The sequence below is a fragment of the Chryseobacterium indologenes genome (assembly GCF_001295265.1).
In the GTDB taxonomy this organism is placed as follows: Bacteria; Bacteroidota; Bacteroidia; order Flavobacteriales; family Weeksellaceae; genus Chryseobacterium; species Chryseobacterium indologenes_A.
This window is the reverse complement of record NZ_LJOD01000009.1, coordinates 161,087-179,029: the sequence shown is the minus strand read 5'-3', so window position 1 is coordinate 179,029 and position 17,943 is coordinate 161,087. Positions and strand designations below refer to the sequence as shown.

19 protein-coding genes are annotated in these 17,943 nt (G+C 37.7%); 5 read left to right on the top strand and 14 right to left on the bottom strand.

The annotated features are described in order from the left end of the window. Positions 1–2 precede the first annotated feature (2 nt). The 3 genes from AOB46_RS14450 to AOB46_RS14440 form a co-directional block, all read right to left on the bottom strand. Positions 3–422 (bottom strand): SufE family protein, encoded by a 420-nt coding sequence (locus tag AOB46_RS14450; RefSeq protein ID WP_062700586.1) that lies wholly within the window; start codon positions 420–422, stop codon positions 3–5. Positions 423–521: 99 nt separating this feature from the next. Beyond that, on the bottom strand, positions 522–1,622 hold the full coding sequence (locus AOB46_RS14445) for a glycosyltransferase family 4 protein (RefSeq protein WP_062700584.1): 1,101 nt from the start codon (positions 1,620–1,622) through the stop codon (positions 522–524). Then, positions 1,619–1,843: a hypothetical protein gene (locus tag AOB46_RS14440; RefSeq protein ID WP_062700699.1), complete on the bottom strand. Its 225-nt coding sequence runs from the start codon at positions 1,841–1,843 to the stop codon at positions 1,619–1,621. Before AOB46_RS14440 ends, AOB46_RS14445 begins: the two co-directional genes overlap by 4 nt. Before the next feature lie 152 nt (positions 1,844–1,995). On the opposite strand from AOB46_RS14440, the gene AOB46_RS14435 reads away from it, so the two are divergent. Both AOB46_RS14435 and AOB46_RS14430 read left to right on the top strand, forming a co-directional pair. After that, positions 1,996–4,530 (top strand): ATP-dependent Clp protease ATP-binding subunit, encoded by a 2,535-nt coding sequence (locus AOB46_RS14435; RefSeq protein ID WP_062700697.1) that lies wholly within the window; start codon positions 1,996–1,998, stop codon positions 4,528–4,530. A 158-nt stretch (positions 4,531–4,688) separates the two neighbouring features. Continuing rightward, positions 4,689–6,470 (top strand): T9SS type A sorting domain-containing protein, encoded by a 1,782-nt coding sequence (locus AOB46_RS14430; protein WP_062700582.1) that lies wholly within the window; start codon positions 4,689–4,691, stop codon positions 6,468–6,470. A gap of 60 nt (positions 6,471–6,530) precedes the next feature. Here the strand turns inward: AOB46_RS14430 and AOB46_RS14425 are convergent, their stop codons facing one another. After that, positions 6,531–7,058, bottom strand: a complete 528-nt coding sequence (locus AOB46_RS14425) for a hypothetical protein (protein WP_062700580.1) — start codon at positions 7,056–7,058, stop codon at positions 6,531–6,533. A gap of 116 nt (positions 7,059–7,174) precedes the next feature. Between AOB46_RS14425 and mnmA the strand changes: the two genes are divergently transcribed. Together mnmA and AOB46_RS14415 are read left to right on the top strand one after the other, a co-directional pair. Further along, the gene (gene mnmA / locus AOB46_RS14420) at positions 7,175–8,362 is read left to right on the top strand and encodes a tRNA 2-thiouridine(34) synthase MnmA (protein WP_062700577.1); all 1,188 of its coding nucleotides are present in this window, start codon (positions 7,175–7,177) and stop codon (positions 8,360–8,362) included. Positions 8,363–8,440: 78 nt separating this feature from the next. After that, positions 8,441–8,650 (top strand): hypothetical protein, encoded by a 210-nt coding sequence (locus AOB46_RS14415; protein ID WP_062700575.1) that lies wholly within the window; start codon positions 8,441–8,443, stop codon positions 8,648–8,650. A gap of 57 nt (positions 8,651–8,707) precedes the next feature. Here the strand turns inward: AOB46_RS14415 and AOB46_RS14410 are convergent, their stop codons facing one another. Together AOB46_RS14410 and AOB46_RS14405 are read right to left on the bottom strand one after the other, a co-directional pair. Next, a complete protein-coding gene (locus AOB46_RS14410) occupies positions 8,708–9,061 on the bottom strand; it encodes a hypothetical protein (RefSeq protein WP_062700573.1) in 354 nt (117 codons plus the stop codon). A 14-nt stretch (positions 9,062–9,075) separates the two neighbouring features. After that, positions 9,076–9,786 (bottom strand): glycine-rich domain-containing protein, encoded by a 711-nt coding sequence (locus AOB46_RS14405; protein WP_062700570.1) that lies wholly within the window; start codon positions 9,784–9,786, stop codon positions 9,076–9,078. A 114-nt stretch (positions 9,787–9,900) separates the two neighbouring features. Between AOB46_RS14405 and AOB46_RS14400 the strand changes: the two genes are divergently transcribed. Further along, positions 9,901–10,797, top strand: a complete 897-nt coding sequence (locus AOB46_RS14400; protein ID WP_062700568.1) for a hypothetical protein — start codon at positions 9,901–9,903, stop codon at positions 10,795–10,797. 55 nt (positions 10,798–10,852) lie between these two features. Here the strand turns inward: AOB46_RS14400 and AOB46_RS14395 are convergent, their stop codons facing one another. The 8 genes from AOB46_RS14395 to AOB46_RS14360 all read right to left on the bottom strand — a co-directional run bounded on the left by AOB46_RS14395 (position 10,853) and on the right by AOB46_RS14360 (position 17,936). Continuing rightward, positions 10,853–11,596, bottom strand: a complete 744-nt coding sequence (locus AOB46_RS14395; protein WP_082377148.1) for a LytR/AlgR family response regulator transcription factor — start codon at positions 11,594–11,596, stop codon at positions 10,853–10,855. A 58-nt stretch (positions 11,597–11,654) separates the two neighbouring features. Further along, the gene (locus AOB46_RS14390; protein ID WP_062700566.1) at positions 11,655–11,930 is read right to left on the bottom strand and encodes a 2TM domain-containing protein; all 276 of its coding nucleotides are present in this window, start codon (positions 11,928–11,930) and stop codon (positions 11,655–11,657) included. Positions 11,931–11,958: 28 nt separating this feature from the next. Further along, on the bottom strand, positions 11,959–12,255 hold the full coding sequence (locus AOB46_RS14385) for a 2TM domain-containing protein (RefSeq protein WP_062700565.1): 297 nt from the start codon (positions 12,253–12,255) through the stop codon (positions 11,959–11,961). A 252-nt stretch (positions 12,256–12,507) separates the two neighbouring features. Then, a complete protein-coding gene (locus AOB46_RS14380) occupies positions 12,508–13,077 on the bottom strand; it encodes a methyltransferase family protein (protein ID WP_062700562.1) in 570 nt (189 codons plus the stop codon). Between the two features lie 79 nt (positions 13,078–13,156). Continuing rightward, positions 13,157–13,456, bottom strand: a complete 300-nt coding sequence (locus AOB46_RS14375) for a 2TM domain-containing protein (RefSeq protein ID WP_241489217.1) — start codon at positions 13,454–13,456, stop codon at positions 13,157–13,159. Between the two features lie 3 nt (positions 13,457–13,459). Continuing rightward, positions 13,460–14,776, bottom strand: coding sequence for a 2TM domain-containing protein (locus tag AOB46_RS14370; protein WP_062700560.1), 1,317 nt, complete (start codon positions 14,774–14,776; stop codon positions 13,460–13,462). 173 nt (positions 14,777–14,949) lie between these two features. Then, positions 14,950–15,600: a hypothetical protein gene (locus AOB46_RS14365; protein ID WP_062700558.1), complete on the bottom strand. Its 651-nt coding sequence runs from the start codon at positions 15,598–15,600 to the stop codon at positions 14,950–14,952. Between the two features lie 89 nt (positions 15,601–15,689). Further along, complete coding sequence (locus AOB46_RS14360) at positions 15,690–17,936, bottom strand: TonB-dependent receptor (RefSeq protein WP_062700556.1); 2,247 nt, start codon at positions 17,934–17,936, stop codon at positions 15,690–15,692. Positions 17,937–17,943 lie beyond the last annotated feature (7 nt).

The following is a 17,943-nucleotide window of genomic DNA, read 5'->3' as shown; positions in this document are numbered from 1 at the left end:
GACTAAGACTTTAGCTGATACGCTACTGCATAAAATTTGATCTGTTTCGTCATGGCCATCAGGCCGTTTGCCCTGGAAGGTGAAAGGAATTCCTGCAGCCCGATCTCAGAAATAAATTCAAAATCAGAATCAAGAATTTCCTGTGTAGAATGTCCACTGTAGATGCTTACCAAAAGAGAAACAATCCCTTTAGGAAGAATTCCGTCAGAATCTGCATTGAAAAAAAGTTTTCCATCTTTAAATTCAGCATCAATCCATACCTTGCTCTGGCATCCTTTAATCAGATTTTCGTCAGTTTTTTTGTCTTCCGGGAGACCTTTCAATTCTTTTCCAAGATCAATGATATACTCATATTTTTGCTCCCAATCCTCAAGAAACTCAAATTCTCCGATAATTTCCTGCTGTTTTTCTTTAATGGTCATTTTTCACAAATTTCTTAATGCAAAGATACTAAATTTAGAAATTTTAAGTTTTTCTTAAGCTTTTATTTGAATATTATGTTGATTAGAGTCTACAGCTTCCTACAACCTTGATGCTTCTTCAAATACCTGCAACAGTTTTATTTCCTCATTTTCCCAGCACAGGATGTCTGCTGCCTTTTCAAGTTCTTCCTGATAAGAAAACCTTCCTTTATTTAAGACGGTTTTTACTGCTGCTGCAATATTTTCAGGCTGATGATCCTTAATAATTTCACCTACATCAAACCGGTTTCTAATATGTTGCATTTCAGGAAAACCAGTCAAAATTACAGGAACACGGCTTTGGATATAATCCATTACTTTATTAGGCAGTGAATACAGATAGCTGTCTCCCCCATTCTCTTCAAGGCTCATTCCTATATCTGCCGTAATCGTAATTTTTCTAAGCTCTTCCGGGTTAAGCTTTCCCAGAAACTTAACTTTATTCTGAAGATTTTCTCTGCAGACAAGGTCTTCATAATCTTTTTTCTGGGGTCCGTCCCCTGCTATCTTCAAAATAACACCTTCCAGATGATGCATCGCCAGAATGGCTTTGTCGATTCCGCGAAAAGGATTAATCACTCCCTGATACAGAAATATTCTGGGAGTATTTTCCGGGATTCTTTCTGTAAATTTTATTTTTCTTGGCGCATTCTGAATAACAACTGGGTTTACTGCATACTTTTTTTGAAACCATTTGGCGTAGCTTCCACTTGCTGTTATCATCAGTTCAAGCTTCGGAATTATGCTTTTTTCTAAATATCTCCACAATTTTTGTGACATTTTGCCCTGAATGGCAGGCATTTCTGAAAAAATTTCATGGCTGTCAAATACCAAAGGGATATTCAGCTTCTTAGAAAGAAGATAATTTGGCAGCAACGCATCCAAATCGTTGGCATGAAGAATAGTATTGTGGTCAGCTTTCTTATTTAATTCCCGGTATAATTTCCAGTTGAATTCAAAATAAGCTGTTTTTAAACTTCTGGAAATCAAGTGTATTCTGGAAAACGGATAGGGACGTTCCATTTTTTCAGCTCCGTTCCAGTCATTCCCAATCAGCTCGAGCTGATATCCATTGTCATGCAAAGTTCTGCACACTTTTTCTATACGCTGATCTGTGTATAGATTACTAAATGCAGAAGTGATTATTTTTTTCTTCATCATTTTTTATTTCCGATCATCAGATGATAGATCTGTATAAAGCAGATCAATCCGTTCGGAATAATAACCGGCCAAAGCCATCCGTTATAGATGCCATAAATAACAAAGCATATACAGCCTATCATATTGACCACCCTAATTTTTCTTACATCTTTCAGAATGAAACTCAGCACGATAAAAACTGAAGCAGAATAGCCTATATAAGTTGTGATATTGGAATCCATGGGGGAAAATTTAAGGATCACAAACTTAATCATTTTCAATAAGATAATAAAATTTTTTCTGCCATAAAGTCATTAATTGTTTTTTGGTAAAATATTTGTAATTTAGATAATGAATAAATGGCACCGCAGCCTTTATTCTAATGAGATATATTATGGATTATAAGTTTTCACAAGGTTTGAGCCAGGTGTTCAAACAAAGCAAGAGCGAAGCTAAAAGGCTGAAAAGTGAATTTCTTAATACAGAACACCTACTTTTAGGTATTATAAAGACGGAAAACTCTGCAAAAGAAATCCTTCAAAACCTTAATGCGGATTTAACACAAATCAGAAGAAAAATTGAAACTCTAAATACAGCAAGTTTAAATCCTATTTCTGAGGAAGTTACCAATATTTCTTTCACCAAGATGGCTGATCATGCCATTAAGCGTGCAGAGCTGGAATGCAGACAATATAAAAGCAATGAAATTAATACCGTTCATTTGCTCTTAGGCATTCTTTATAAATATGAGGATCCTACTTCCAACATTTTAGGAGCTTACGACATTGACTATGAAGGCGTTTCAAGAGAGTATCAGACGATGCTGAAAAATTCCGGGCAGGCACCACAAATGAGTGCTTATGACGACGACGATGAAAGAGAGGATTTTGAGCAGATGAGGAAGCCTACAGGAAATCTGGGTTCGGCGAAAAGTAAAACTCCTACACTGGATAACTTTGGCCGGGACCTAACTTCTTTGGCAAGAGACGGAAAATTAGACCCTGTAATAGGACGTGAAAAGGAAATTGAACGTGTTTCTCAAATCCTGTCCCGTAGAAAGAAAAACAACCCGCTTCTTATTGGTGAGCCAGGAGTTGGTAAATCTGCGATTGCAGAAGGATTAGCTTTAAGAATTCAACAGAAAAAAGTATCAAGAGTTCTTTACGGGAAACGTGTGATCACTCTGGATCTTGCCAGTTTAGTGGCAGGAACAAAATACCGTGGTCAGTTTGAAGAAAGAATGAAGGCCATCATGACGGAGCTGGAAAAGAACCGTGATGTGATCCTGTTTATTGATGAGCTTCACACCATTGTAGGCGCCGGAAGTTCCACTGGAAGTTTAGATGCTTCTAATATGTTCAAACCTGCTTTGGCAAGGGGTGAAATTCAATGCATCGGAGCAACTACTCTGGATGAATACCGTCAGTATATAGAGAAAGACGGCGCTTTGGAAAGAAGATTCCAGAAAGTAATGGTAGAACCAACTTCTATTGATGAAACCATTCAGATTCTGAACCAGATCAAAGATAAGTATGAAGAGCATCACAATGTAATTTATACTCCTGAAGCCATTGCAGCGTGTGTTAATCTTACGTCGAGATATATTACGGACCGTTTCTTACCAGACAAAGCGATTGACGCAATGGATGAAGCCGGTTCCAGAGTATATATTAAAAATATGAAAGTGCCTACTGAAATCATTGATTTTGAGAAAAAGATCGAAGATATCAAGGAACTGAAGCAGAAAGCAGTAAAAGCCCAGGATTATCTTGAAGCAAGAAAGCTTAAAGACGAAGAAGAACGTCTTCAGATGGAGCTTAATGCCGCCCAGGATAAGTGGGATAAAGATGTAAAAGAGAAAAAAGAAACCGTAACCGAAGAAAATGTTGCAGAAGTGGTTTCTATGATGAGTGGAGTTCCTGTAACGAAAGTCGGCAAAAATGAGCTTGACAAACTCGCTCAGATGGATGAAAAGCTTAACGGAAAAGTGATAGGACAGGAAGATGCCGTGAAAAAAGTTGTTAAGGCTATCCAAAGAAACAGAGCCGGTCTGAAAGATCCTAACCGCCCTATCGGAACATTTATTTTCCTTGGTACTACCGGGGTTGGTAAAACCGAGCTGGCTAAAGTAATGGCAAGAGAATTATTTGAATCTGATGAGTCTCTTATCCGTATTGACATGAGTGAATACATGGAAAAATTTGCCGTTTCAAGGTTAGTAGGAGCGCCTCCGGGATATGTAGGGTATGAAGAAGGTGGTCAGCTGACAGAAGCCGTAAGAAGAAAACCTTATGCTGTGGTTCTTTTGGATGAAATTGAGAAAGCTCACCCGGATGTATTCAATATTCTTTTACAGATTCTAGATGAAGGCCACGTGACTGACAGCTTAGGAAGAAAGATTGATTTCAGAAATACCATCATCATCCTTACTTCCAATATCGGAACAAGAGATCTTAAAGATTTCGGAGATGGTGTAGGATTTGGGACTTCGGCTAAAAAGACAACTTCAGACTCAAGAGCGAGAAGCACCATTGAAAATGCCCTTAAAAAAGCATTTGCTCCGGAATTCCTGAACAGAATTGATGATATTGTGATCTTCAACTCTCTTGTACAGGACGATATCAAGAAAATCATTGATATTGAGCTGAATAAGCTTTACGGAAGACTGGAAAAACTAGGCTACAAAGTAGAACTTACTGAAGAAGCAAAAGATTTCATCTCTGAAAAAGGATGGGATAAAGATTTCGGTGCAAGACCACTGAAACGTGCTATCCAGAAATACATTGAGGATCTATTGGCTGAAATGCTGGTTAACAAACAGCTAAACGAAGGTGAAACAGTAATTCTTGACCTGAATGAAGCGAAAGACGGATTAACCGGAAAGGCATCAAAACCTAAAAAAACGGCTGAAAAGTCTTCTCAATCTTAAAGTAAATAGAGTTTAATCATAATGAAAAGCATCGGAAAAAATCCGGTGCTTTTTTTATTTTATATTTTCATTTTATCTCCAATCGATGAATATTATTCGTTTTTGTTTTCCTATTTTTGTGGATAACCTGCTAAAAACCAAGAAATATCAAATATGTTATGAAATCAAAACATCTGTTTCTTATTTTACTCCCAACCCTTTTATCCTCTCAAAATTTCCCTTATCAACGGGATTGGGCAACTTATTTAGGAGGTTTCAATACTGAAATTTCATCTATTTATGAAGACCCTGATACTCATTCTATTATAACAGACGGAATTTCGGGCCATGATATAAATAATCCCGTACAGCCTGCTGCTTATTACAACCAGTTTGTTACTCCCGGAGGACATCTTTTTACTCCTTCAGCAACATCACCTTATACCAATGAATTTTACGGAAAGCTCTCTTCATCCGGAAATATGCTTCTTTCAGAGTATCCCTTCTTTGGAAATTATGTCCGTTTCAGAGATCAGGCCGGAAATATCTATTATGTTGAGAAAGCAGAACCAAACTCACCACTGCCTTCCGGAGTCTGGCTTCCCGAATCGGTAACCAATAATGATGCTATTCTTTCAAAATATGATGAAAATAACCAACTTTTGTGGAAGACCTACGTTCCCGGCGGAAGCTCGTATACTCTGGCAGATGATGAGCAGGGAAATATATACATTACCGGTACAACTACCTGGCAGAACCTTGGAGACCCCGGAACCTTTCAGCCTGCCTTCACCGTTGTTCCTGATTTAAGCGGAGTTCCACTGGCCAATTCTTATCTCGTAAAGCTTAATCTGCAAGGACAGAAAATATGGGCAACTTACACGCCTTCCAAACTCATTTATTGCCTCAATGCTTTTGACAATGATCTTTATATTGCAGGAAGTGATGAGCTTGATGAAACGAGCTCTGTTCTTGCAACTCCAGGAGCTTTTCAATCGGAAAAATCAAAGCAGTTTTTTTCTAAGATTGACGGAAATACCGGAAAAAGAATGTGGGGGACTTATTACGGAATTCCTCAGACTGCATCCGGTCAGATTATTGGTATAAAAGCAACTTCTACCGGTATTTATCTGGCAGGAAGTACCGTAAATCCCAGCACCTATTATGCTACAGAGGGGGCTTATAAGCAGCAGTCTACAGGTTGGCTTGATCTTTTTCTGACAAAATTTGATGACAACGGAAAACGGGCATGGAGCACATATCTGGGAGGTGACGACCTTGATTTTGTATCTTCCTATAATTTCCTTGATGTAAAAGATGACAAAATACTCTTCGCAGGAACTTCGCAGGGAAGTCAGAACATAGCATCACCCGGAACTTATGGCCCCACTAAGCCCAATCCAGCAAGGGATGATGCTTTCTTTTCTATGTTTACCACTTCAGGATCACATCTTTTCACTTCTTATTATGGAGGGTTTAACAGTACGGAAACTAATGGATATTACTACCTTACAGATATTGGCTGTAAATTCTCAAAAAACACAAATGCATTCTACCTTTTTGGTAACACCGAAAATCCAAATGGATTCAGTTCTGCTAACGGACATCAGCAAAATATAATTTATCCGCCTACTGAAACCCGCGGAAAAGCAGGATTTCTTGCTAAATTCAGTTCAACAGTTCTTTCTGCTTCTGAAACTAATGTTTCAAAAGATCTGGTTCTTTACAACAACCCCAATAACGGAAATTTCAGCTTAAAAGGATCTGTTTTAGAAAAAGAATCCTATCTGATCAACATTACCGATATGTCCGGAAGACTCGTTCATTCTGATTTAACTTCAAAAAACAGGGAAGAACATTTCAGGCTCTCCGGTAAACTGAGCAATGGCAGTTATCTGTTATCTGTAAGGAAAACCGATAAAACACCTGTAAAAACCTTTAAACTGATCATAAAAAAATAAAAGTATACGCCGGGCATTTTTCCCGGCGTTTTTTGTTGTATCGTACGGATAGGCTGAAGATTACATTCCTATCACAAAACCTATATTGGGGATCAGACCGCTTGAAAATACGCTGGAATTTTCTTTCCATAATACGTTGTACATCAAACCGATCTGCATGAAAGAGTTGCCTCCTATTCTCTGCATATAACCGCCTCCAAGGTACAGTGCTGTTTCTTCTTCATTGAATTTATAATCGTAATATTTATCTTTATAATTGATAAAATAATGCTGGAGATTAGCCCCCACATAAAATGACCGTGCAAAATAATAATTGGCAAACGGCCCAACTCCGAACATTGTTGATCTGTAAAAATCCGAAGTCTGCCAGGAAACACTTCCCATAACACCGGCTTCCAGGTCATTCGTCAATCTGTACCCTACTCTGGGTGAAGCCTGCAGATAAAAAGCGCTGTTACTTCCGAAGCCCAGACCAATTCCGCCCCCAAAGGTCCATTTGTTATTTTCCTGAGCCTGTGTACCTACTGAAACCTGTGAAAATGCCGGTACTGAAAGCATCAACATGAGAGGAATAATAAACTTTTTCATATACTATCGTTTTTATCAATGTTTAAAATTATGGTTTTTTTACGAATTTTTTTAATTGTATTTTTGCCGGATCAAACTAAGGACTCCCGTTAAGAGTTCCGTAAAATTGAAATAGAATGAAAATAGTAGTAGGCCTCTCCGGAGGTGTAGATTCCAGTGTTACAGCATATTTGCTACAACAGCAAGGCCATGAAGTAGTGGCTCTGTTCATGAGGAACTGGAATGATGCGTCGGTAACTTTAGAGGACGAGTGTCCCTGGATTGAAGACAGTAATGATGCGCTTATGGTAGCTCAGAAATTGGGAATTCCGTTTCAGGTTATTGATATGAGCGAGCTTTACAAAGAGCGTATTGTAGATTATATGTTTGCCGAATATGAGAAAGGAAGAACCCCAAATCCTGATGTATTGTGCAACCGTGAGGTAAAATTTGATGTTTTTATGAAAACAGCAATGTCTCTGGGAGCAGATAAGGTGGCAACAGGACATTATGCCAGGGTAACCTCAACTTTCGACGAAAACGGAAAGGAAATTTTCCATCTACTTGCCGGAAAAGACAATAACAAAGATCAATCGTACTTCCTATGCCAGCTGAGCCAGGACCAGCTTTCCAGGGCGTTGTTTCCTATCGGGGAACTTACAAAGCCTCAGGTACGAGAAATTGCAAAGGAAATCGGGCTTGTAACTGCTGATAAAAAAGACTCCCAGGGATTGTGTTTCATCGGAAAGGTGAGCCTGCCCCAGTTTTTACAGCAGCAATTGGTTCCGAAAGAAGGTGAAATTGTTGAGATCTTTAAAGATTCACCACTTTTTGCCGGTGAAGCTCCGGAATTTTCTTCAAAACAGGAAGAGCTTGAATTTTTATCCAGGAAAATCCATTATAAAAAGTCTGACGGAAAAGTAATCGGAAAGCATCAGGGCGCCCAGTTTTTCACAATCGGACAAAGCAAAGGCCTTGGGATAGGCGGCCATAAAGAAAGCTGTTTTATCGTCTCCAGAGATATGGAAAACAACATTCTTTTTGTAGGTGAAGGACACGGCTTCCCGGGATTATACAGAAAAGCATTAAAAATTGAGAATCCTGAGCTCCACTGGGTACGCGAAGATATGAGGCTTGACAACGGAGGATCAATGGAGGTTATGGCAAGGTTCAGATACAGGCAGCCGTTACAGAAAGCTGTTCTTTATCAGTTTGATGATGCTTTTTATATTGAATTTGATGAGCCGCAGTCGGCTATTGCAGAAGGACAGTTTGCTTCATGGTATATCGGGGAAGAGCTGATCGGGAGCGGGGTCATTTCATAAAAGAAAATTTTTTGATCTTTTTTGTAACGTATTTTAAATTGTGATACTTACTCAGTAAATAACAATAAAAATATCATTATGAAAACGACTTCAAACCATCAGTACATCGCCGTAAACAGTGTTTTATTATTCATTGTATCTATGCTGTTAGGGTATAATATCTACCAGGAAATTTATCATCCTGAAAAATCAGAGCTTCTTCTGTGTACAGTTCTTGTAGCCATTACCTCAGCAGCAATCAGAAGATATGGCCTTAAAACAGATCAGGAAGATCAGCAAAAATCTTAAATTATATCAACCCGAAACAGACTGTTTCGGGTTATTTTTTTATTTTGCCCCGTATTGTCATACCTTAGTCTTATGATTGAAATAATAAAACATAAGAATCATTATTACAACTATTTCCATAATAAGAATCATTATCAGAAAGCCAACCGGTTTTCCAAGGCTTATTCCTCTTGCCAGCCTGATTATACCGAGAATAAGGATAAGGGAGATAAAATAAAGTGACGTTTTCAGCGCTGTTCCTCCTGATCTTTTTAAGAAAAAAGTGATAAGATAGGTTCCCAGGATCAGGATCAGGTAAAATTTCAGGAATTCCGGGCCTTTTACCATTAATGGATTGAGGGTATGATTTTCTGCGTAAAGCCATATCAGGCTGGTAATTACCGGAACTGAATGAATGGTCAGATTTTTCATAGCTTAATTTATTTTTAACCGCCACATCCACCGCACCCGCCACAACCGCCGCCGCATCCACCGCCACAGCTGCTTCCGCCACCGCATCCTCCAGCACCTCCTCCATCTTTGGAGTTTTCTCCTTTACTTCCGGGGAATAATGAAAGAACAGATCCGAAAATAGTAACCCCCAATATGGAAAAAAAGAGTATTCCTAAAGTGCTCAGAATTTCTCCCAGACAGGATGACAGTAAGAACGGAATCATAAACAAAGGAAGAATCCGGAATTTCTTTAACCCGTTTTTCCGGTTTTTTTCCTGTATTTTTTCCTGCCAGATATCTTCAGGCGCTTCTTTCTGAAAGATGGTTTTGTATTGTCTTAGCGTATGCAGAAACCAGTCCTGATGTCTGTCCTTTTCATTCTGTCCACCTTTTGAAGGATGGTGATGAAGCTTTCTTCTGAGGATCTGAGGACAGAATTCTTCCCAGTAGTTTTGGGTGTAAATCAGGTGCATATGCCACACTTTGTCTACAATCTTACTGGGTGAGGCTCCGTGAGGCAGAATACAGCACAGATAAATGAACTTCTTATATTCTTCTATTGCTTTTTTAGTGAAATCCGGAGTCCAGTTTTCTTCTTTAGCCAGTTTTTTAGAAAAAGGGAAATCGGCATCGGAAGCATCTAATGAAAATCCCTGTAATCTGTTCCAGAGAAATTCGTCTTTAAATTGAATTGTTGTTTCCATTGTCTTTACTTTTATTTTTCTACTCAAATATCTTTTGATTTTGAAATATAAAAGTCTTCTTATGGCCTTTTTTAGTTCTGTAAAAATCTTAAATTAGTCTTACAAAATAAATCTATGAAAAAAGAAGATGTTTTACACCTTGAAAAGCTGATGAATTTTTTAAGCCGTCATTTTTTGAAGAAAAATCATTGGGAAGATGTCACCAAGACCGAATGGGCTTATATCAGTGAAGAGCTGAATGAGCTGATCTCTGCCAGCCAAACAGAGAAAGGAATTAAGAAGGCACCGGATCTTCTCGGGCTGAATTATCTGTATGAACATCTGATCATCAATAAGCTAAAGAAATACAGGCTCAATGAAAGTGCCGATTTAAGCAGGCCAAACCTGGCTAAGCTAAGCAGTATTGTTAAGGTTTTAGGATATTCAAATTATATTGATTTTATTAATTCCAACACAGAATCCTTTAATTTTAATGATCTTAAAATAGACCTGAATAATGTACGCCTGAACACAGCACTTTTAGACCGTCTTATCGGCTGTTGGTATTCTTATAACAGAAATCTTCCTGAAAACCCTTTACAGGCAAAAGAAGAGCGCATCTGGCGTTCTGCGATGGAAATCTACAGGTCTGAAACTACCGGGGAATACTTTATTGAAAGAAGCGGAGGCGACCACCACAAATATTTCGGAAAAGTCACCGCTTATTCAGACTACGTATTCATCATTATGAACAGCAATACGTTCATCCGACAGCGTCACTTTATCTCAAGGATAAAAGATATTAAGGAAAAGCTCAAAAATCCAGAGTATAAGCTCCATGAGTTGCATTTTATAAGTACATGTATCAGTTTTAATCAGGAGCCTATTGCCCTTTTTGAAATATTTCAGAAAGCGGACAGAAAAACATTCATTTCAGATTCTGTCAGTTTTCCTATTGATAGTGATGAGATTCCAAAATCTATTGTAAAACAGCTTGAAGATACAGAATCTAACAGAATTGACTACAGATAGTTATGCCATTAATTTCAGCATTTTTTTTTAATATCTGCTAATTTTCTTCAGTCTGTCAGCTGACCAGCCACTCTTTAAAGTCTTTGACACGATCCCGGCTGACAGTAATTTCTTCCTGTGGCTGAAACTCAAGTTCAACTTTATAATAAGGCGAGGTATGAATATTTTTAATATGTCCGGAGTTGATGATAAACTGCCTGTTTACCCGGAAGAATTTCTTTTCATCAAGCACCTCTTCAAGTTCATCCAGTGTAAAATCTGAAGGATACGTACGTTCTTTAGTCTGAAGATATACAATCTTATTTTCACTGAAAAAACAGCTAATTTCATCGGTCTGTACAATCTTCAGGTTATACCCAATCTTCACAAGAACCCTGGAAAGTGTAGATTTTTCTTTCCTGATAAGCTGCCTGATATCTTCGGAACCGATTGTATTATCCGATGGAATAAATGATTTAAACTTTTCTACTGCTGCTGCAAGATCTTCATCCAGAATGGGTTTTAAAAGATAATCTATGCTGTTCAGTTTAAATGCTTTCAGCGTATACTGGTCAAAAGCTGTTGTGTAAATGATAAAGCCTTTTGTGGGCACCTTTTCAAAAATATCGAAAGACAGTCCGTCACCCAGTACAATGTCTGAAAAGATCAGCTGCGGATGTTCATTTTCTGAAAACCAGGCCACACCGTCTTCTACCGATTCAATTTTAGCAACCACCTCCAAATCAGGAAAGTTACTCAGCATACGTTCTAATTTCCTTGAAGCAGGTTTCTCATCTTCGATAATGACAGTTTTGATCATGGGATATTGGGTTTGGGTTTAAAAATCCGGAATAAAATTAGAAAAAAGCAGGGAAATTCTAATAATCAATCGGTTTTTTATGGTCTTTAAGTTCTTTTTCTACGATTCCCCTTTCCCACTGATCATCAAAAACGAATAAGTCAACAGCTTTTACAGTCAGGATGATTCCCCAGATTGTAAGCAGCAGAGAGCTTCCTGTTGCTGAAAAATCAAAGGTTCCGTATTTCAGATATTTTCTAAGCAAAATCACTCCGGCTACAATTCCAAACCATAAAAGGTTTTTATAAAATTTCTTTAGTTTCTCTACTCTTCTGTAGGCATCATTATAGTTCATGGCAGTATGTTTTTAGATTAAAACTGGGTTACAGTGTTTTTGTATTTCTTTTTTCTTCTTCCATTAATTGCTTAATCTTTTTTTCTTCCCAGTCTTTTCCGATTCCGAAAACACTTATTGCATGAGCAGCAATTCCAACTCCCCATCCCAATGCTGGCCAGAAAAACCATAAATGACCGGGAGCTGTTAAAAGGTTAAGAACCAGTAAAAAAGGAATAACCAGACAGTATGAAGTAAGATTTCCATAAAATCCTTTCAGTTCTTTTACTCTTTTAGACGCTCTTTCATAAGCAAGGTTCTCTTTAGCGAATGATGTTGTTTCCATAATTTTCTGTTTAAAGATTGATTTGTTATTTTGTTGAATCAAAGGTAAGACGGAAAGAGAGCCTGATTCAACTTTATATAACTGAATGGTAAATTATGGTGACTGAATGGTAAATGTTGGATACCCAAGATGAGAAACTTAGATATGGAAGATAAAGGGCTGAAGGTTACTTTAGCTACAGATAATGTAAATCAAAACACTAAGGCTTGCTTCCAGCGATCTGCTTTAACCCTTTTAAGCCTGCAGTGAGTTTCAATAGATAAACGGAATGAGTTTCTTTGTTTTCTTCCTGTATTCAATATATTCGTTTCCGAACTGCTCAATAAGAGCCTGTTCTTCAATTTTAATTCTGTAGGCAAAAGCAAGGAACGGAGGAAGAAAGGCAAGTAGTAATGACAGCCAGTTATTCAGATACATACCCAGGCCCAGTGAAGTCAGCAAAGAAAAAGTATAAGAAGGGTGTCTGATGTATTTGTAAAATCCTTCTTTTTTAATTTTATGGTCTTGCTTTATGGTAACATCTACTGTAAAATACTTCCCTAACGACCTGATGATTATAAACCGAAAGATAATTCCGATAAGAATGAAAGCCTCCCCCCAATACAGAATCCAGTTATTTCCGGTAATGAAAAAACCGGTGACATCAGAGACCGATATTGAAGCGGCAATAGAAAAAGGAATGGCCAGCCATAATATATTAAGACTGGACTTATCTTTATTTTTCCGGTCGTTTTTTGTAGATTTAAGAATTCTCTTGTAAAGAAATTCACTTAGAAACCATACGGCCATTGAAACGTAAAATATAACTTGTAACGTATTCATATAATCTATTTTTAAGAAGGTAAATACAGAAAGGCAAAAAGAGCTGAAAAACAGATTTTATCTTTCAGCTCTTTTTATTTTATTTTTTCATTAATTCTTTGATTTTCTTTTCTTCCCATTTCCGTCCCGGCAGAAATCCGGGAAATAAGGCCGTAATCCCGTAAAGTATGATGATAATCCCCCAAACAATGGGAACTATAAAATACTGTATTCTCCATATACTTTCCCCGGGATTCAACTCTGTATAATTTACAAACAGAATGAAGAGGTTTACGGCTACATAAACAAAAACAGACATGTAAAACCCTTTCAGCTTTTTTACTCTTTTTTCTGCTTCTTTATAACGGATGCTGCTGGTATCTAAATTCTCGATAATCATGGTTTATTGTTGATTTTGTTTTTCTAAAATTTCCCTTATTTTCCGGTCTTCCCAGTTCTTTCCTATGGCAAATACACTCACTCCGTGAGCGGCAAGCCCGATTCCCCATCCCAGCATCGGAAAATAAAACCAGATGTGTTTGGGATTGGTTAAAAGATTCAGAAGGATCAGGAACGGAATTACAATACAGTAAGAAATAAGATTTGCATAGAAGCTTTTTATTTCCTTCACCCGTTTCTGAGCTCTTTCATAAGCTTTGTCTTTATCTTCCGGCTGAATGCTGACTACATTAGGTTTACTTACCAGTACCGGAAGCTTTACTTTAAAATAATCCCCGGATTTTTCTATAAATACATTTCTTTTGGTAAGCAGTGAATACCGCTGAACGATATTGGCCAGCCCAATTCCGGAACTCTCTTTAATCTGCTCTCTTACCTGAAGATTATTTTCTATACACAAAGTATCGTGATCTGAAAATATTTTAATAGTGAGAGGTCTTGAAGAGGTCGCAAAATTATGTTTGATACAGTTTTCCAGTAAAAGCTGTAATGAAAGCGGCACCACGTACTTCCTGTAATCATCTTTATGCACTTCAAAGGTAAATTCCACACTGTCTTCAAATCTGGTTTTTAAAAGTTCACAATAGGTTTTAGCAAATTCTATCTCGTCTTGCACCGTTACCAGTTCTTTATCTTTTTGTTCAAGTACATAACGGTATATCTTTGACATTGAAGAAGTAAACTTCTGGGCCTGTTGTGGATTTTCATCAATTAAAGAGCTCAAAACATTCAATGAATTAAAAAGAAAATGGGGATCAAGCTGGTTTTTTAAACTTTCAAATTGTGCATTGGCCGACTTAGCAATCAGTTTCTGTTCAACCACTTCTTTTTTGGAGGTTTTCTTCAGCTCATCCACAAAGCCTTTAGCATGGAGAAAAGCGGAGATCAGAAGAGCTATATTGATCATGAACCAGTTGGTCAGTCCATATTTATTAGAGAAGAAAACCTCAGCAGTAGCGGATTTCTGAATCACAACAAAATTCATGTAATTACAGAAGTAAACCAGAATAAAATTGCTTACTATAATAGAAATAATACTTAGAATGCCTCTTGTTCTGGTTGTTTCAGACCAAGGAAACTTCCTGTCCAGGAAATCACTGATCACTCCGTTTCCAATACCAATTACGAAAGAATACATCACTGAGATAAGCAGTGTAATCAAAAAGTTGTAAAAGGTCTTTTCAGCGTTGAAAAACAAAAAGAAGAACATTGCTGTTCCCAGCGATACCCAGAGTAAGAGGATTAGGTCTTTGCGTTTCATGTTGGTTTTTTATGGAGCCAAAATTAGTCTCTATTAAAGATATTAAAAATTATTTCTCACTGAAAGGTAGATTTCCTGGTCTGAAGGGTATAAAAAAACCTTCACAGAATGAAGGTTAGTTTTAGTGATACAGGAATAAAGAATCTTTAATCAAAGAAAGTTTTATTCTGTTTTTATTTTACCGGCTGGCTGATAAAGTATTCAGCTTCTGCTTTCCCCCAGTTCGGATCTAATGCTGATTTTGGAGTATATGTATTAAATTTAGCCAAAGCTTCTTTAAACATTGCTATTCCTTTAGTTTTGCTTCCTCCATATTGTTTAGGCATAAAATATACATCTTCTGCTTTAATAAGGGCAATTCTCGGGTTCTCCGGATCCATTTTTTCTGCTGCTTTCATTTCAGCTTCAGCGCTGGCACCAGCTGTTTTATATCGTTGCTGCGGGTTAACCATCATTCTTAATGAAAAAGCCATTTTTCTAAGAAGATGGGTTTCAGCATTATCTCCTCTTAAAACCCCTGTAGCTCCTGCCAGATATTTTTCTGCTTCTGCGGCAGCAGCATCAAGTTCTTTCATTTTTCCTTCTCTCATCAGGACTCTCCCTTTTTGAATGCTGGCAAATGCAGCATAATATCCGGGAAGCCATTCTTTGGTTTCTTTGGCATTAATTCTTGCAAAATCGTTGGCTAAAGCCTGAAAATCTTCAGCTGTTCTGCATGCTTCTATCCTGCTAATTTTTTCTGTCATTACTTTTTCATAATCTGACTGAGCAAAAGATGTTAAACTCATAAAAGCAAAAGCAAAACTTAATAGATATTTTTTCATTACATCAATTTTTAGATTAATTATATTTTTATCAAAGATATGTATTTCGTAGAAAACATTGTATTATTACAATTTAATTCCCATTATTTTTATAAATTATTATTAATTGCATCCTGTGTTTTATCAACTCCGAAGCTGATAAATGCCCCCACAAAAACAAAGGTATTCACCGGTGGAACTATGGCTGAACTTCTTGCTCCGTCTGTAGAAAAATTATAGCCGTAGACATTTTTTGCCCCCAAAATATTGGAAATGCTTAATACAAAAACAGTGAAAGCTTTTGCCTCTTTTTTTCCGAGACTGGGGATATAGTTAAAGCTCAGATTAAGTGCATTATAATCTTTCAGCCGTCCTTCGTGTCTGGTATAATTAACTGCTCTTCCATTCTCAAAAGACGAGGCAATATCGTAGTAGGGCCGCCCTTTGGCATACGTATAAGACAGATTTGCCCCCAGTTTCCACTCTGGTATAAATCTTTTTACCACGGCTGAAAGTGTATGTTCTGCAGCAAATCCAGGTTTTAAGCTGACGGGATAATTAAGAAAGTCTCTTTTGGAATCCAGAAACGAATATGTGATCCAGTAATCAATGTTTTTAAATGTTTTATTATTATCTCTCCAGAACAGCTCTACTCCTTTGGCATAGCCATATCCATCATTGTTTAAAGCCATCTGGGTTTGCTGGGCCTGCGTACTTCCCTGTGTAATATTGAATGTTTTTATCAGCTGGTCATATTTTTTATAAAAGGCTTCAAGGCGCAGGGTTCTTCCTTCAGTTCCTCTTTGCAGCTGAAAAACATAATGCTGCGACTTCTGAAAGCCAAGATCTGCAGGGCCGTTGATATATTTGCTTTCCGGGTTCTGATAAAAGAGTCCGTAAGCTAAAGAGGTTGTCCAGTTATCGGCAAGACGATAAGCCAGCGCAAAACGGGGTGCTATATTATTTTTATTCAGAAAAGAGGAATGTTCTGCTCTTACCCCAATTTTTGCGGATAACGCATTACTGAATCCAAGATCTGTTTCTGCAAAAACAGAAGAAATAAGGTCTTTATAATTCTTCCGGATAGCCTCAAAATTCAGTTTTTCATCCGTATTATTCAATTCAAACCCAGCTCTCACAGCGCTGATCCTGTTAATTTTCCGGTCAGCAACCGCTTTAAAATTGATATAATTGCCGTCAGTCAGAAGCCTGGTCCTGCCCGATTCAGTTTCATCCGTTTCCGTAGAAAAGTTCAGATCCGAACTGTTGAAAGAATAAGATGTTCCTATATTCAGAAGGTATTTTCCGAATTTTTGTCTGAATGATAGATTATGATAGGTATTTTTGCCTTTCAGTCTCACCAGTGAAAAATCGTATTCAGGTTCCAGGCTTTCTGATTTTACCCCCATTTTATTGGAAGTATACATTCCGTAATATTTTAAAATTCCGCCTGATTTTGTTTTAATTCTGAAATTAAAATTACCGTCTAATCCTTTAGGAGCATCAATAAAATCTGTGTTGAAATTGAATACTTTCTGCATCAGGTTCAGAAGGGAATAGCTGAAGGAAGCGCCATAAGAATGCCGCTGATCTTTCCCTAACTTTTGAAATCCTGCACTAAGAAATATGGGTGAAATCCCAAAATCATAGGAACTCTGATCCGGAAGGTCAACACTTTCCAGCATCAAAACTCCAGAAAGAGCCTGTCCGTATAAGGCAGAATAACCTCCGCTTGAAAATATATTTCCTTTGAAAAGTGATGTATTGAACTGATCCCTTCCAGCAATTCCGGGTATTGAATTGGAAAAATAATTATTGATAAGGCTTCCGTCCATAAAAATTCTGGATTCTGATGCTGTTCCTCCTCTGATGAAAAGACCGCCTGTTTCTCCTACTTTCTGAACTCCGGGAAGGTAATTTAATGCAGAAGAGATCTGCCCGTCTGCCCCAGCTATGGTATAGATATCTACAGGGGTAAGAAGTGCAGTTGCCCTTTTCTTATCACTGGCCTCGATGGAGCCTGCAGAGACAACTACAGCATCAATCTCGCTGATCTGCTCTTTAAGTTCTGCACTGAATGTGATATTCTGATTTTCAATAACAACATTTTTTTCAGTTTCCTCATATTTTGGATGAGTAAATGTTATTGTATGATTGCCTTTTTCGGAGGTTTCAAAAGAGAAATTCCCCCCGGAATCGGTTGTTGTTCCATCATAAGTATTCTTTAAGGTGACATTTACTTCACTTACTCCTTTATTTCTGAAGGTAACTTTTCCTGAAATTTTCACCTGTGAATATCCTACTATGAAACTGAGCAGAGCCAGCAGAAACAGTATTTTACGTCCTTGTATTTTCATGGAATGT